The sequence below is a fragment of the Pseudomonas sp. AKS31 genome (genome assembly GCF_023634765.1).
GTDB lineage: Bacteria > Pseudomonadota > Gammaproteobacteria > Pseudomonadales > Pseudomonadaceae > Aquipseudomonas.
The window spans coordinates 227,847-243,541 of record NZ_JAMLFX010000005.1 but is presented as its reverse complement, the minus strand read 5'-3'; the positions used below and the strand labels follow the sequence as shown (position 1 = coordinate 243,541).

The following is a 15,695-nucleotide window of genomic DNA, read 5'->3' as shown; positions in this document are numbered from 1 at the left end:
ATTTCCATAATCACAAAAAAACCCCGCACATCTCTCGATGTGCGGGGTTTTTCTTCAAGCCTTTGAGCCTTACGGCGCGTACGTCAGCAGCAACTCTGCAGGCACCTTGAAGTCCAGGGACATCATGACGCTCAATGCAGTGATGGTGAAGATCGAGAACACGAACAGCTTGCGTGCCCAGACCGTGTCATCCACTGCCTTGTAGCCGGTCCAGGCCATGTACAACCAGTACATGCCCATGGCCGCAGCCACTGCGAGGTAGCTCATGCCAGCGTAACCGCTGAAGGTCAGCATCAAGGTCGCTACGAGGAACGCCAGGATGTAGAGCAGGATGTGCTTCTTGGCCACTTGAATCCCGCGCTTCACTGGCAGCACCGGAATCGATGCGGCCAGGTAATCGTTGAAGCGGAAGATCGCGATGGCGTAGGAATGCGGCATCTGCCACAGGCTGAACATCACCAGCAACGTCAGCGCGGCCATGTCGAAGCTGTTGGTGACGGCGACGTAACCGATCACTGGCGGCATGGCGCCCGACAGACTGCCCACCAGCGTGCCGTGAACCGACTTGCGCTTGAGGTACAGGCTGTAGAAGCCGACGTAGATGATGAAGCCGATGACCGCGAACAGCGCGGCCAACGGATTGGCCACCTTGTACAACAACGCAACGCCGAGAACACCAAGGATGGTCGCATAGACCAGGGCCAGTTTCAGGGAGATCAAGCCCTGCACCAGCACCCGGTTTTTAGTGCGTTCCATCTTCAGGTCGATGTCGCGGTCGATGCAGTTGTTGAACACGCAACCGGAGGCAACAACCAGGGATGTACCGATCATGGCAGCCAGAAACACCGCCAGATCCACATGCCCTTTCGAGGCCAGGAAAAACCCGCCTGCCACAGAAAGCACGTTACCGAAAATGATCCCCGGTTTGGTGATTTGGATAAAGTGCTTGAGCGACATCGGGTCTTACCTCACTTCGCCATCATGTAGGTGTGGATGCTGAACATGATCCACAACGACAGGCCAACCAGCAGCACGATTACGATCGCCGTAAAGACGAATGCAATCACGTTGTTACGCTGAGCAATGGAACGGTCCAGGTGCAGGAAGTAATACAGGTGAACGATCACCTGGATCACGGCGAACAACAGAACGATTGCCAGCGTGGTGGCCTTCGGCAGGCTCGGGTACATCACCAGACCAAAAGGAATCACGGTCAGGATCACCGACAGGATGAAGCCAATGGCGTACGACTTTACGCTGCCGTGGCCAGCATCATGGCTGTCATGGGAGTGTGCATTAGCCATTACAGAGTCCCCATCAGGTAAACAACGGTGAATACGCAGATCCACACCACGTCGAGGAAGTGCCAGAACAGGCTCAGGCAGCTCAGACGGGTCTTGTTGGTCGCCGTCAGGCCGTGCTTGTTGACCTGGTACATCATGATGCCCATCCAGATCAGACCCGCAGATACGTGCAGACCGTGGGTACCGACCAGGGTGAAGAACGCGGACAGGAAGCCCGAACGGCTAGGACCGAAGCCCTCGGAGATCAGCAGGTGGAACTCGTTGATCTCCATGGCGATAAAGCCTGCGCCGAGCAGGAAGGTCATGAACAACCAACCCAGGACCGCCTGCTTCTTGCCTTTGTACAACGCCAGCATGGCGAAGCCGTAGGTGATCGAACTGAACAACAGCAGAGCGGTTTCGCCCAGCACGTATGGCAGTTCGAAGATGTCGTGGCCCGACGGGCCACCGGCTACGTTGTTTACCAGTACTGCGTACACCGCGAAGATCGACGCAAACAGAATGCAGTCGGTCATCAGGTAGAGCCAGAAACCGTATACGGTCATCTCGCCCGAGTCGTGGTGATGGTCATCGTGCCCATGGTCACCATGGGCGTGTCCAACATTGGTCACTAAGTTCGACATGGTTTAAGCCTGTTCCAACGAGGTTTCAACACGGGTGGCACCGGCCGGGATTTTCCCTGCCGCAACCAGACGCTTGTGCTGCTCGGCTTCGATGCGCTCGATCGTTTCAACCGGAACCATATAGCCCTGGTCGTCACGTGCAGCGTGGATCACGAAGTAGATGACGGTGCCGGCCAGGCTGGCGATCGCCAACCACCAGATGTGCCAGATCATCGCGAAACCGAAGACGGTCAACAGTGCGCCCATCACCACGCCAGTGGCGGTGTTGTTCGGCATGTGGATCGGCTCGTACTTGGCCGGACGCTGGTACGCAGTACCGTTTTCCTTGGCTTCGGTGAACGGGTCGATGCAGTCAGCCTTAGGCAGCACAGCAAAGTTGTAGAACGGAGGTGGCGACGAGGTCGACCATTCCAGGGTGTGTGCATTCCACGGGTCACCGTGATCGCAAACGTTCTCTGGCTTGTTGCGGTCGCGCACACTGACGTACAGCTGGATCAGTTGGCAGGCGATACCGACAGCGATCATCACCGCACCGAACATGGCAACGTACAGGTACGGTACCCACTCAGGGTTGGTGGTGGCGTTCAGACGACGGGTCATGCCCATGAAGCCCAGTGCATAGAGCGGCATGAACGCGACGAAGAAGCCCGAGATCCAGAACCAGAACGCTGCTTTACCCCAGCCTTCGTGCAGCTTGAAGCCGAACGCTTTCGGGAAGTAGAACGCGAAACCAGCGATGTAACCGAATACCGCACCGCCGATGATCACGTTGTGGAAGTGCGCGATCACGAACAGGCTGTTGTGCAGCACGAAGTCAGCACCCGGGATGGCCAGCAGTACGCCGGTCATGCCGCCGATGGCGAAGGTCACCATGAAGCCCAGGGTCCACAGAACCTGGCTGGTGAAGCGCAGACGGCCCTGGTAGATGGTGAACAGCCAGTTGAACAGCTTCACACCCGTCGGGATGGAAATCAGCATCGTCGCCAGACCGAAGAAGGCGTTGACGCTGGCACCCGAACCCATGGTGAAGAAGTGGTGCAGCCAAACCATGAAGCCCAGTACCGAGATCGCGCCCGAGGCGTAGATCATCGAGTGGTGGCCGAACAGTTTCTTGCCGGTGAACGCCGAGATCACTTCCGAGAAGATGCCGAAGGCCGGCAGGATCAGGATGTAAACCTCAGGGTGGCCCCAGGCCCAGAACAGGTTGACGTACATCATTGGATTGCCACCAAGTTCATTGGTGAAAATGTGGAAATCCATGTAACGGTCAAGGGTCAGCAGTGCCAGGGTAGCGGTCAGGATCGGGAACGAAGCCACGATCAGAACGTTTGCCCAGGTGCAGGTCCAGGTGAAGATCGGCATGTCCATCAGTTTCATGCCAGGGGTACGCATTTTCAGTACGGTCGCGAGGAAGTTAACCCCCGTTAACGTCGTACCTAACCCGGATAGCTGTAGCGCCCAGATGTAGTAGTCCATACCCACGCCAGGGCTGTATTGCAGACCCGACAGCGGTGGATAGGCAACCCAACCGGTCTTGGCGAATTCGCCGACGCCCAGGGACAGGTTGATCAGCACAACGCCGGACACCAGCAGCCAGAAGCTCAGGGAGTTCAGGAACGGGAACGCAACGTCACGCGCGCCGATCTGCAGCGGCACTGCAAGGTTCATCAGGCCGGTGAAGAATGGCATCGCCATGAAGATGATCATGATCACACCGTGAGCGGTGAAGATCTGGTCATAGTGTTCAGGTGGCAGGTAGCCAGGCGAACCCTCGGTGGCCATGGCCAACTGGGTACGCATCATGATGGCGTCGGCAAAACCGCGCAGCAGCATGACCATGGCGACGATGATGTACATCACGCCGATTTTCTTGTGGTCGACCGAAGTCAGCCACTCGGTCCACAAGTAGGTCCACTTCTTGAAGTAGGTGATTGCAGCGAACAGCGCCAGACCACCGAGGGCGATCATGGCGATGGTCACCATCACGATCGGCTCGTGGAATGGGACTGCTTCCCAACTTAATTTACCAAACATCGTTTACTCCTCTGCCCCGGCAGCTGAATGCGAACTCGAGTCAATTTCCGTGGCCGCCACTTCTTTCTCTTTCTTCTCGTGCTTCAGCGGCTTGCCCGGCTTCATACCTTCGTACTTGTCGACGATGATCTGGAACTGGTTCGGCGTGACCGAGGAGTAGAGCTCGACTGGGTTGTTCTGGCTCGGTTTGGCAAGGGCCGCGTATTCAGCTTGATCAAGCTGTTTAGGTGACTTCTTGACTTCACTTACCCAGGCGTCGAAATCTTCCTGAGTGGTGGAGATAGCCTTGAATTTCATACCGGTGAAACCCGCGCCGCTGTAGTTGGCGGAGATACCGTCCATTTCAGCGTTGCGGTCAGCGATCAGGTGCAGCTTGGTCTGCATGCCCGCCATCGCGTAGATCTGGCCGCCCAGACCCGGGATGAAGAACGAGTTCATCACAGCGTCAGAGGTGATCTTGAAGTTGATGGGCGTGTGCGCCGGGAACACGATCTTGTTGACCGTGGCGATGCCTTGTTCCGGGTAGATGAACAGCCACTTCCAGTCCAGCGCGACCACTTCGATGGTCACTGGCTTGACGTCGGATTGAATCGGACGATACGGGTCCAGTTCGTGGGTCGAAATGTAGGTGATGTAACCCAGGGCAATGATGATCAGGACCGGGATGGTCCAGACTGCCACTTCGATCTTGGTCGAGTGCGACCATTTCGGGGTGTAGACGGCGTTCTTGTTCGACGCGCGGTACTTCCAGGCGAACAGGAAGGTCATGACGATAACCGGCACGACGACCAACAGCATCAGCAGGGTCGCGGTGATGATCAGGTTTCGCTGTTCCAGGCCAACCTGGCCCGTTGGATTGAGCAAGGTCATGTTGCAGCCTCCCAGCAACAACGTGCCGAGCAGCGGCACTAGGCCTAGTAATCTGGGGTACCTGTTTTTACTCATCTCACGACCTCTAAAGCAGCTTGCGCAATGCAGTTGGGTTTTGATCGCCAACACTTCACCCTGCCAAGGGTTGGCATTTTCTTTGGATTGAATAAGGGCCGCCCGTCGCGCGTCAGACGCTCGACAAAACCTGGGACAGCGGTCAGTTCTTATTCGAATTCGTGGTCAAAGGCCTTGTTACAGACCAATTCCATTTGGTGCGGAAAGTTGGAAGGCACCGACACCTGGGTGTCTTGAAAGCCTTTCGACTCACTCGACACCCGACTTCCTGCTCGCCTCCTTAATAAAGGCTGAACAGTGCCGGGAATTCAGTGCGGGCGATTGTAGATAGGTAGCGCCCTATACACCATGTCTTATCCCGAAATAATTTTTATCCGTTCGAGCAACAATGCATCACCATTTTTGCAAAAGTTCCACATGTTATCGAAATAGATTCTCAACAAAAACACCAAAAATTGTGGGTGTACCCGCGTCAGTTCAGACAGCTCCGAAGGCCTTTTCCGAACGCTGGAACAGCGCAAAGCCCGATAACCCAAGGCTTTTGGCCATCTGCCAGCGCTTGTTAAAACTGCCTGCTCTGGCACTCGCGTGCTAAAGCCAAAAAACCCTGAAACTGACCAATCCTTTTTTGTAACAACGACCAATTCCGCGTCATCGAAGCGGCCTGCGACACGGCGCGTGTGACAACATGTCGCACACTTGCCACACCCTTCCTTGCCACCCGTCACGGTGTTTTCACAAACACCTCGAAATGCAAAACGCCCCGACATGCTGATACGCAAATCGAGGCGTTTTCTGTATCGGCCAGACAGCCGATTAGTTGACTCAGCGCAGTGCTTTTCGGTTACGCGAGGTCAGCAGCGGGACCAGAATCACCACCAGCACGAACGCCAGCAATGCCCATTGTGCCAACGACAGACCGAGGATCGGCGGGTACGGCGTCGAGCAGAAACCGTCGACCTGGAAGCCAAGCGGGAAGATCTTCGCAAGCGGCAGGTCATCGACAATCGGCTGCAGCACATCGATGCCGCAGCTCACCGCCGGGTAGAACTGGGTGTACACGTGATGCCCGGCCACACCGGCCCCGGCAACCGCGCAGATCACCACCAGCACTTCGAATGCGGTGATGCTGCGGCGCGTGCGCATGGCTGCGCCGATGAACGCGAACAGCGCGATCAGCAGCAACGCGTAGCGCTGCAAAATGCACAGTGGGCACGGCGCCTCGCCGAGCACGATCTGCATGTACAGCGCACCACCGATCAGTGCCAGGCAGATGATGCCCAGCAACACCAGAAAGCGCCGCTCACGTCCCAGTCGAATCGTTTCCTCGCTCATCGCGTTTCCCTTATATGTCCATGGTTCAGCTGGATGGCGGCTGCGCCTGCAGTTGCGCCATCAAGCTGATGTTGTCTTCGATATGCCAATTGGCCGCGATGCGACCGTTGTCGATCTGATAGATATCGGTTGCCCGGAAGTCTACACGCTGGCCCTGCCCTTTGAGAGCCTTGAACGTACCGCTGAAGTGCCCGCGAAAGTGCAGATGCACCACCACGCGATCACCGGCGATGATCATTTGCTCGATGTCGCAACTCAAGTCCGGAACAGCCGTGCGAAAGAACTTCGACGCCAGCAACGGCCCGGTCGGCCCCTGCACCCGACCTTCGGGCGGCGTCTGGTCGACAAACTGCGGCGACAACGCCGCTACGGCCAACGCCTCTTCACCGGAATTCCAGAAACTGCCATAACGCCGCGCGGCCAGGGTCATGGCTTCTACCTGCGCCTTCGGCAGGCTCTGATCGACGATCAGCGTCTGCGGCTTTATCAAGGCAGATTCGGCAGCAGCAAACGGGCTGGCCAGCCACGCGACCGAAAGACCGATGGCTGCAAAGCTGAAACGACGGGCGAAGATGAAATGCGACATGGGGGCGATCCTGATCATGTAAACGAACGAGCGCCTATCATCAGCATCGGGGAATAAACGATAAACCGGTTAAGAAACGATTAACCTTTAAACACTTTTTAAGAATCAGCACCGCGTAACGGCCTTCGCGAGCAGGCTCGCTCCCACATTGGATCTGCGTCGAACACAAATCCTGTGGGAGCGAGCCTGCTCGCGAATGAAGGCAACCCGGTTCTGAATTATTCCAAAGCCGCAGCCGGCCCGAAGAACTCATAACGACTCTGCTTCTCAGGCACACCCAAGGCTTTCAGATGGCGCTTGATCGCCCCCATGAATCCCTTCGGCCCAAGGAAGTAAGCGTCGACATCACGCTGAGCCGGCAACCACTCGCCCAGCAGCGCCTGATCCAGCATCCCGACCTTGTCCGCCGCCGGGCTCACGCCGTCATCTTCGGCATAGCAGTAAAAACGCTTGAGTTGCGGATGACGCGCCGCCAGCTCATCAATCCAGTCGCGGAACGCGTGCACGCGGCCATTGCGCGCGCAGTGGATAAAGTGCACCGGACGCTCGGTTTCCAGCGCCGCTTCAAGCATTGCCAAGGTCGGCGTAATGCCAACACCACCACTGATCAGCACCAACGGTTTGTCGCTGGCGGTCAAGGTGAACTCGCCCGATGGCGGGAACAGTTGAATGCTGGCGCCGACCTGCAGTTGATCGTGCAAGTGGTTGGACGCCCGGCCACCCGGTTCGCGCTTGACGCTGATGCGGTACTGACCGTTGTTCGCCAGTGCCGACAGCGAGTAGTTGCGGCGGATTTCCTCGCCATCAAGGATCAGCTTCATGCCAATGTACTGACCCGGTTCGGCCGCGAGAATCGGGTCTTTGTCTGCTGGCTCGAAGTAGAACGAAACGATTTCCGCACTTTCCTCGACCCTGGCCGCGACGATGAACTCACGCGCCCCGCGCCAGCCGCCGACGGCGTGTTCTTTCTGGTCGTAAATCGCGGTTTCGGCGCCGATCAGAATGTCCGCCAGTTGCCCATAAGCCGCGCCCCACGCGCTCATCACTTCCGGTGTGGCGATCTCTTCGCCAAGCACTTCAGAAATCGCACGCAGCAGGCAGGCGCCGACAATCGGGTAGTGCTCCGGAAGGATCTGCAGGGCGACGTGCTTATTGATGATCTTCGCCACCAGATCGCCCAACTGATCGAGTTGATCAATGTGCCGCGCATACATCAGCACGCCATTGGCCAAGGCGCGTGGCTGGTCACCGCTGGCCTGGTGGGCCTGGTTAAACAGCGGCCGGACTTCCGGGTATTCGGAGAGCATCATGCGATAGAAGTGGGTGATCAGCGCTTCACCGCCGCTTTCCAGCAGAGGCACGGTGGATTTGACGATGGCACGATCCTGAACGCTAAGCATAAGGTGACTCCTGAGCTTCTTGGAAAAGTTACCTTTGGGTTATCAGTATTCGTGCCAACTAATTTATTCATATAAATCAATGATTTGAGGTTTACGTAGTCATAAAGACTCAAAGAGCCTTATAGTCATCCCGACTACATCTTGTCTCTTTGACTACAAGACCATGACCGCAAAATCCCTGCTCACCGCGCTGCTGCCTCTAGTGTCCGACCTGTCCCGCGAACTTCCCGAGGGCGAGCGTTATCGGCGCTTGCTCGAAGCCATGCGCGCGCTACTGCCGTGCGATGCCGCCGCATTGTTGCGCCTCGACGGCGAAGCGCTGGTGCCGCTGGCCGTGGACGGTTTAAGTACGGACACCCTCGGTCGGCGCTTCAAGGTCAGCGAGCACCCGCGCTTCGAAATTCTCCTCAGCGGAACCGGCCCCACGCGCTTCGCCGCCGACAGCGACTTGCCCGATCCTTATGACGGTCTCGTCGACGGACTCGACGAACACCTCGAAGTCCACGATTGCCTCGGCTGCCCATTATTTGTCGATGAAAAACTCTGGGGCCTGATCACCCTCGACGCCCTCGACCCCGAGCGTTTCGAACCGATCGAACTCGACGCCCTGCAAGCCTTCGCCAGCCTCGCCTCGGCCACGGTCAACGCCGCCGAACGCATCCAGCGTTTAGCCAATCGCGCTGAAGACGAGCACCAGCGCGCCGAGGTTTATCGCCAGGCCAGCGGTCAGCAGAACCGCGAAATGATCGGCCAGAGCAAGGCGCTGAAAAAACTGGTGGAGGAAATCAATCTGGTCGGCGGCAGCGATCTGACCGTATTGATCACCGGCGAAACCGGGGTCGGCAAAGAGCTGGTCGCCCAGGCGATTCACGCCGCTTCAGCGCGCGCCGACCAACCGATCATCAGCCTCAACTGCGCCGCCCTGCCCGACACACTGGTCGAAAGCGAACTGTTCGGCCACGTGCGCGGCGCCTTCACCGGCGCCACCAGCGACCGGCGCGGCAAGTTCGAACTGGCCAATGGCGGCACGCTGTTTCTCGATGAAGTTGGCGAGTTGTCACTGACCGTACAGGCGAAATTGCTGCGCGTTTTGCAGAGTGGTCAGTTGCAGCGTTTGGGTTCGGACAAGGAGCATCAGGTCGATGTGCGCCTGATTGCCGCGACCAACCGCGACCTGGCCGAAGAAGTGCGCAGCGGTCGCTATCGCGCCGACTTTTACCATCGCCTGAGCGTGTACCCGCTGCGTGTGCCGGCGCTGCGCGATCGCGGCCGCGATGTGTTGTTGCTCAGCGGCTTCTTTCTTGAGCAGAACCGTTCGCGCATGGGCCTCAACAGCCTGCGCCTGAGCAGCGACGCCCAGGAAGCGTTGCTCGCCTACACTTGGCCGGGCAACGTGCGTGAACTGGAACACCTGATCGGGCGCAGTGCGTTGAAGGCGCTGGGCAACTGCAAGGTGCGGCCGAAGATCCTCAGCCTCAGTGCGGCGGACCTGGATTTGCCGCGTGAGATTGTGGATAACTCGGTTGAGGCTGTTGTTGGTGCGGTGACCGAGATGCCGCTGATCAGCGGGGATTTGCGCAGTGAGACCGAGCAGTATCAGCGGCGTTTGATCAGTGCGGCGCTGGAGCGTAATCAGGATAACTGGGCGAGTGCGGCGCGGGAGTTGGGGCTGGATCGGGCGAATCTTGGGCGGATGGCCAAGCGGTTGGGGATGAAGAGCTAAAAGCACACCCTCACCCTAGCCCTCTCCCAGAGGGAGAGGGGACTGACCGAGGTGTCTTTCGCCATACGCCGACCTGAAATATCGAGTCGATTATGGATTCGGCAGAGCAGGTTCAGGTCGGTGAATTACTACAATATTCCCCAATCGGCCCCCTCTCCCTCCGGGAGAGGGCTGGGGTGAGGGGCTTTGGCTTTAGATCGAAACACAACCCGACAACTAACCTAAAGCCCAACCTTTTGACGCCGATAACCCGGCATCAATAGTTTCTGGCGATTCCCACCCTCGCCCACCACCTTTCCACAGAAGGTTCATATGTCCTCCACCAAAGCCCGCGCAGATTCACTTTCGCTTCTGCTGTTTACCTTGCGCAGCGGCAAGCTGATGGCGATCAACCTGCTGAAAGTCAGTGAAATCATCCCCTGCCCGCCGCTGACCAAACTGCCGGAGTCGCACCCGCACGTGAAAGGCATCGCCACGTTACGCGGTGCTTCCCTGTCGGTGATCGACCTCAGCCGCGCCATCGGCGAGCGCCCGCTGGAAGACCCGAACGGCGGCTGCCTGATCGTCACCGACGTCAGCCGCTCGAAGCAGGGTCTGCACGTGCAGGCGGTGAGTAAAATCGTCCACTGCCTGACCACCGACATCAAACCGCCGCCGTTCGGCTCCGGCGGCTCGCGCGCCTACATCACCGGCGTGACCTCGGTGGACGGCACGCTGGTGCAGGTGCTGGATATCGAAAAGGTTATCCACAGCATCGCCCCGGCGCAGATCGAAATGGCCCCGACCGACCTGACAATGGAAGACGCCGAAGTGCTCGGCAATGCGCGCATTCTGGTGGTCGATGACAGCCAGGTGGCGCTGCAGCAATCGGTGCACACCCTGCGCAATCTCGGCCTGCAATGCCACACCGCACGCAGCGCCAAGGAAGCCATCGACTGCCTGCTCGACCTGCAAGGCACCGCGCAGCAGATCAACCTGATCGTCTCCGATATCGAAATGTCCGAGATGGACGGCTACGCCTTCACCCGCACCCTGCGCGAGACTCCGGACTTCGCCCATTTGTACGTGCTGCTGCACACCTCGCTCGACAGCGCGATGAACAGCGAGAAAGCGCGGCTGGCCGGGGCGAACGGCGTGCTGACCAAGTTCTCCTCGCCGGAACTGACCCACTGCCTGATCGAAGCGGCCAAACACGTCGCCGCCCACGGGCACTAAGTCTTGGCCGAGAGATATTGTTTCCTGATGCGGCGCGACCTCGGTAAGGACGCGCCGGATGCTTTTATGCCTCAAGGTATTGAACTGTGCACGTACTCCGTCGAACTGGCGGCGGACGCGCATGACTTGATGCAACTCGGCTACCGCGAAGGTGGTGGCCGAGTGCCGGCGCTGGACGTTTGGCAGCGGCAGTTCGAAAGCGATCCTGAATACGATCCGAGCCTGTGTTTAATTGCCCGCGATGCCGAAGGCGTGGTCGGTGTGGCGCAGTGCTGGACCAGCGCCTATATCAAGAATCTGGTGGTGCATCCGCGCATGCAGGGGCGCGGATTGGGCCGGGCGTTGTTGCTCAATGCATTCAAGGTGTTTCAGCAACGCCGCGAAGGGTTTGTTGATCTGAAGGTGCTGGAAGACAACCGGCGGGCGCAGCGGTTGTATGAAAGTGCGGGGATGTACGTGGTCCGCCGCGAGCTGGTGCCGGACTGATTAAAGTCAAAAGATCGCAGCCTTCGGCAGCTCCTACAGGGAACCGCATATCCATGTAGGAGCTGCCGAAGGCTGCGATCTTTTAATGGTGTCCCAGGCAACAAAACTCTTTAGGCATACTCCAACCTTGGCCACCCACGCCCAAGGACGCCCATCATGAAAGCCATCACCTTAAGCCTGCTCTGCCTCACCGCCCTCGCCTCCCAGGTCCAAGCCTCGAGCCCCGACGCCTGGGCCGCTTACGACAAAACCGTACTCGCCAGTTGCACCAAGGCCAGCGGTCTGAAAAGCGCCAAACCGGTCGGCACGCCCGCACAATTCGATGACCGCGTCGGCTATACCGCCGTCCTGCTGCAAGGCCAATACCCGCAAAAACACATGAAAGGCCAGCAAGGCACCGAGCTGTGCCTGTACAACAAACAATCGAAAACCGCCTTCGTCACCGAGTGGGACTCGATCCGTCCGACCGCCAAAGCCCAGTGAGTGGCGCATAACTTGCTTCGATCCGCGCCTGTGCGGTGGTTTTCCGCCACCGTTTCACACCCTGATTGAAGACAGATCGCTCAATGAATACGACGTTTTCCTGCGTAGGCTGCGGCAAATGCTGCACCGACCACCATGTCCCGCTGACCCTGGCCGAAGCCCGCATGTGGGCGGCGGATGGCGGTCAGGTGATCGTGCTGGTGGAGGCTTTTCTCGGTAATGGCCTGGGTTTGCCGGCGCAGCAGCGGGAACATGCCGAACGTCGCTCAACGCACGTTCGCAGCGGCACGACAGACGCCCATGTAGCAATCACCTTCGCCGCTTACAACGTCGGCCGCTGCCGGAATCTTGACGAAGAAAACCTGTGCCGGATCTACGAGCGACGGCCGTTGGTGTGCCGCATTTATCCGGCGGAAATCAATCCGCATATCCCGCTCAACCCTGCCGCCAAGGATTGCCCGCCGGAGTCCTGGCAACAGGGGCCGGTGCTGATTGCCGGGGGCGAGTTGGTCGATCAGGAGCTGATTGAATTGATTCAACGTTCGCGCCAGGCCGATCGCGACGACATCGGCATCAAGGACGCGATCTGCGCGGCGCTGGGGATTCGCACCACAGCGCTGAAGGGTGACGGCTTTACTGCGTATTTGCCGAACATGGATGCGTTTGCGGCGGTGATTGATCAGGTAACGGCCCAACCGTTGACGATGGCGTCGAGTGAGTGGGTGTTTCATCTGTCGGGCGATGATGTGGCCGGGCAGGTGTTGGCGACCGGGGCACAGGTGGTGACTGAGCCGGCGCAGACCTATGCGTTTATCTCGCTGCGGGCGGCTTGATCGGGGTTTTGCAAGATCGAACTGGCCTCATCGCTGGCAAGCCAGCTCCAACAGGTATCTCGGGCATTCACATAATTTGTGTACGACACAGAACCCTGTGGGAGCTGGCGGGAATAAAACTCAGCGCTTGCCCATCGAACGACGGGTGCCCGGCGGCGCCATGCCCGGGGTCTTGGTGTGGCCGTTCTTGGCGCCGTTCTTGTACCAAGGCTGGTTCGAGCCTTTGGCAGCGGCCAGTTCGCCCGGTTTGAAGGGGAACTTGAATGCCGGGATTTCGGCTTTGGTTTCACTGGTATCGGCCAGTTCAGCCGAGACATCGCTCACGGCGTCGTCAACCGGCGGCAGGGTCGGGGAAGTCATAAAAGCTCCGGAAAGCAAAAAGTCGGGCCCGATCAGTGAGCCGCGAAGGCGCGCAGTATACCTGTGCGCCATGGCTCGGCACCTGAAGATTTGCAGCGCACGCCGAACGGTTTACAGATAACTGATGATGACAATGCCTTTGTCGTTCGAGGTCTTCAGCGCTTCGTAGCGCATGGAAATCGGCAGCGCCTGATGACTGCAAGCATTGCGATCGGTGTCGACATCGACTTTCACGCCGGGCGTGATTTCGATCTGACGAGAATCACGAGCAACAAACGCCCCGACCGGTCCGACCTGACAACCCGAATCAACGATTTGCCCGCTGAAGCGGATCTCACCGGATTGACTGGCCGGCGCGGCGAACGCTGTGAGTGGAAGCAAGAGAAGCACAGACGGCAGAGCGGTTTTCAGCTTCATTTCAAGACACTCCCGAAGTGGACGGCCCAGAGAGATTTGGGCCGTGCGCGGCCTGAGCCATACAAGCTGTATCCGCTCATAGAGGCGGATCTTTAAGAGATTAGTCAGGATCGCAAGCCGTGCCGGATGTCAGTTAATTCGTTGCTGGACGTTACTCAATAATTGCGAGGTGCCTTCCAACAACTGCGCCAGAAGCGCGTCATCCTCATCCATATACCCTTCGTATTCTGCGAGATTGCGCCGCTCATGACACAACGCGAACAATCGCACCTGAACCTTGCTGATATGCGCCGTATGCACCAGACACTGAAAGACCAGATAGCGTTTATCCGATCGATAGCCACTCAATCGGAGCGCAGTCAGCGCCAACGCGTGCGCTGCGTTATAAGCCAAGTCGAAACGGCTGGAAAAAGACAATGTAGAAGTTTGCGCATCCTTGAGCCGATCCACGGCCGAGCGCATCAAGCCCTCACACTCCTTGCGATCCGGCGGCTCCGCTTTCAGCCCACCGCTACGTAGAAGATTCTCCAGACTCTCGTTGCTGCCCATCCTTGGACTCCAAAGGGTTTGCCCCTAACAGATCGATTTTTTCCTGCTGCACCACCCGCACGACAAAGCTGTTTTGCGCAGCCAGTTTCGCCGCCCAGTCTTGCGGGGTGTAAAGCGTCGGATTGATGGGACGACCCAATTGCTCCTCCATGGGCATGAGCCGTTCCATGACGTCACTGTAGTGCAGGCCTTCGCCGATCAGCATGAGATCAATGTCACTGAGTGTGTTTGCTGTGTCCTTGGCGATGGAGCCATAGACAAACGCCCAGGTGATCTGCTCGGTAAATGGCTGCAATGCCTGACGCAGAGGCTCGGCGATGCCAAACGTCTTGCGGGCGATGCCCAGTAGTTCGGCATAGATGGGACAGGTGGGATTGGCCTGGTAATGGTTCTGATTGCCCACTCTCGTCATGCGCAACACACCGGCTCGCTGCAGACGGTCGAGTTCACGCATGAGACTGCCTTTGCCAACACGCGCCCAGCGCGCGATCTCATTGGCATAGAAAGTCTGGTCAGGCTTACCGAACAGCAGACCCAACACTTTTTGTTGAGTGGTGGTAAACAGCGCTTCGCTTAGAGAGATCGTTTCCACTGTGAAGCCCAAAGAGTCCCAAAAAGGGAACGATAGGTCCCTTTTTGGGACTTATCAACCTTGAGAATATTTCCAGAGACAGCGGCCACAGACCAATAGCCATCGCGAACAGGCTCACACCCACATTTGGAATGCGATCCCCTTGTAGGAGCGAGCCTGCTCGCGAAGAACGATGACGCGGTGCTCAGACGGATTACGTCTGCGGATCAACCCGATCCAGCGCCCGGTTTACCGCCAGCTCGGCGAGCATGACGATCTGCTGAATCGCCAGCGCCGTACTGCGCTGCGGACGACTGAGCTGATCGGCCAGATCACCGGCCATGACATTGGCTGAAGCCAGCGATTCGCAGGCGTGGGCCAGCAGGCTTTCGGTGTCGATGTTCGGGTGGATGAGGAACATCGTACTGGGCTGACGCGGCTTGACCGGTTCGGGGCAGAGGTAGAAATCGAGAGCGCGCTTGATGGCTTCGCGGGTTTTGATCTGATCGTCGGCGCGGAGGGCGTCTTCGAGTGGGGTGGTGGGATCGATGGGTGGATCGGGAACTGGCTTAGTCATTGATTCAGTCCTTACTGATTGGAGCCAACAATTACCGTTTCTCACGCGGCGAATTGGGTGGCAGCTACGTACGGGGTGAGAAACCGGGCAAGGACCAGTACAACCTCCGGCCGGACCGAAGTCCGCCCGCACATAGCTGCCATAAAAAAGCAGGCAGCAATCAGCTGGCGCCGATTATGACGGTACTGGTGTTGGAATAATACTTAGCCCGGGTTCTCACACCCGATCACCGAGTTTTCGGCGACACCCAAAGA

General features: G+C 58.1%; 18 protein-coding genes. 5 read left to right on the top strand and 13 right to left on the bottom strand.

All coding sequences use genetic code 11. The features are described 5' to 3' along the window. Positions 1–69: 69 nt before the first annotated feature. The 8 genes from cyoE to hmpA form a co-directional block, all read right to left on the bottom strand. Entirely contained in the window at positions 70–957 is an 888-nt protein-coding gene (gene cyoE / locus M9827_RS16760; RefSeq protein WP_007916939.1) for a heme o synthase, read from the bottom strand. Positions 958–968: 11 nt separating this feature from the next. Then, positions 969–1,304, bottom strand: coding sequence for a cytochrome o ubiquinol oxidase subunit IV (gene cyoD, locus M9827_RS16755; RefSeq protein ID WP_007916940.1), 336 nt, complete (start codon positions 1,302–1,304; stop codon positions 969–971). Next, positions 1,304–1,927, bottom strand: coding sequence for a cytochrome o ubiquinol oxidase subunit III (cyoC, locus tag M9827_RS16750; RefSeq protein WP_007916943.1), 624 nt, complete (start codon positions 1,925–1,927; stop codon positions 1,304–1,306). Before cyoC ends, cyoD begins: the two co-directional genes overlap by 1 nt. Before the next feature lie 3 nt (positions 1,928–1,930). Further along, positions 1,931–3,961, bottom strand: a complete 2,031-nt coding sequence (cyoB, locus tag M9827_RS16745; protein WP_007916945.1) for a cytochrome o ubiquinol oxidase subunit I — start codon at positions 3,959–3,961, stop codon at positions 1,931–1,933. Positions 3,962–3,964: 3 nt separating this feature from the next. Continuing rightward, complete coding sequence (gene cyoA, locus M9827_RS16740; protein WP_007916947.1) at positions 3,965–4,906, bottom strand: ubiquinol oxidase subunit II; 942 nt, start codon at positions 4,904–4,906, stop codon at positions 3,965–3,967. A gap of 825 nt (positions 4,907–5,731) precedes the next feature. Then, positions 5,732–6,241 carry a disulfide bond formation protein B gene (locus M9827_RS16735; protein WP_250606256.1) on the bottom strand — a complete coding sequence of 170 codons (510 nt, stop codon included), beginning with the start codon at positions 6,239–6,241 and terminating at the stop codon, positions 5,732–5,734. Between the two features lie 25 nt (positions 6,242–6,266). Next, on the bottom strand, positions 6,267–6,827 hold the full coding sequence (locus M9827_RS16730) for an ester cyclase (RefSeq protein WP_250606255.1): 561 nt from the start codon (positions 6,825–6,827) through the stop codon (positions 6,267–6,269). Positions 6,828–7,045: 218 nt separating this feature from the next. Continuing rightward, entirely contained in the window at positions 7,046–8,227 is a 1,182-nt protein-coding gene (hmpA, locus tag M9827_RS16725; RefSeq protein ID WP_250606254.1) for an NO-inducible flavohemoprotein, read from the bottom strand. Positions 8,228–8,390: 163 nt separating this feature from the next. On the opposite strand from hmpA, the gene norR reads away from it, so the two are divergent. From norR to M9827_RS16700, 5 genes are all read left to right on the top strand, one after another. Next, the gene (norR, locus tag M9827_RS16720) at positions 8,391–9,950 is read left to right on the top strand and encodes a nitric oxide reductase transcriptional regulator NorR (protein ID WP_250606253.1); all 1,560 of its coding nucleotides are present in this window, start codon (positions 8,391–8,393) and stop codon (positions 9,948–9,950) included. 312 nt (positions 9,951–10,262) lie between these two features. Then, positions 10,263–11,165 carry a chemotaxis protein CheV gene (locus tag M9827_RS16715; protein ID WP_008084803.1) on the top strand — a complete coding sequence of 301 codons (903 nt, stop codon included), beginning with the start codon at positions 10,263–10,265 and terminating at the stop codon, positions 11,163–11,165. Positions 11,166–11,192: 27 nt separating this feature from the next. Further along, positions 11,193–11,651, top strand: coding sequence for a GNAT family N-acetyltransferase (locus tag M9827_RS16710; RefSeq protein WP_250606252.1), 459 nt, complete (start codon positions 11,193–11,195; stop codon positions 11,649–11,651). Positions 11,652–11,807: 156 nt separating this feature from the next. Further along, positions 11,808–12,134, top strand: a complete 327-nt coding sequence (locus M9827_RS16705) for a hypothetical protein (RefSeq protein WP_250606251.1) — start codon at positions 11,808–11,810, stop codon at positions 12,132–12,134. 83 nt (positions 12,135–12,217) lie between these two features. After that, complete coding sequence (locus M9827_RS16700) at positions 12,218–12,967, top strand: YkgJ family cysteine cluster protein (protein WP_250606250.1); 750 nt, start codon at positions 12,218–12,220, stop codon at positions 12,965–12,967. 120 nt (positions 12,968–13,087) lie between these two features. Here M9827_RS16700 and M9827_RS16695 read toward each other — a convergent pair whose 3' ends face one another. The 5 genes from M9827_RS16695 to M9827_RS16675 form a co-directional block, all read right to left on the bottom strand. Continuing rightward, a complete protein-coding gene (locus M9827_RS16695; protein WP_250606249.1) occupies positions 13,088–13,327 on the bottom strand; it encodes a hypothetical protein in 240 nt (79 codons plus the stop codon). Between the two features lie 111 nt (positions 13,328–13,438). After that, positions 13,439–13,744, bottom strand: a complete 306-nt coding sequence (locus tag M9827_RS16690) for a class I SAM-dependent methyltransferase (RefSeq protein WP_250606248.1) — start codon at positions 13,742–13,744, stop codon at positions 13,439–13,441. A gap of 129 nt (positions 13,745–13,873) precedes the next feature. Next, the gene (locus M9827_RS16685; protein WP_250606247.1) at positions 13,874–14,293 is read right to left on the bottom strand and encodes a hypothetical protein; all 420 of its coding nucleotides are present in this window, start codon (positions 14,291–14,293) and stop codon (positions 13,874–13,876) included. After that, positions 14,256–14,885, bottom strand: coding sequence for a nucleotidyltransferase domain-containing protein (locus M9827_RS16680; protein ID WP_250606246.1), 630 nt, complete (start codon positions 14,883–14,885; stop codon positions 14,256–14,258). Before M9827_RS16680 ends, M9827_RS16685 begins: the two co-directional genes overlap by 38 nt. 193 nt (positions 14,886–15,078) lie before the next feature. Further along, entirely contained in the window at positions 15,079–15,441 is a 363-nt protein-coding gene (locus M9827_RS16675) for a DUF6124 family protein (RefSeq protein WP_123595730.1), read from the bottom strand. Positions 15,442–15,695 lie beyond the last annotated feature (254 nt).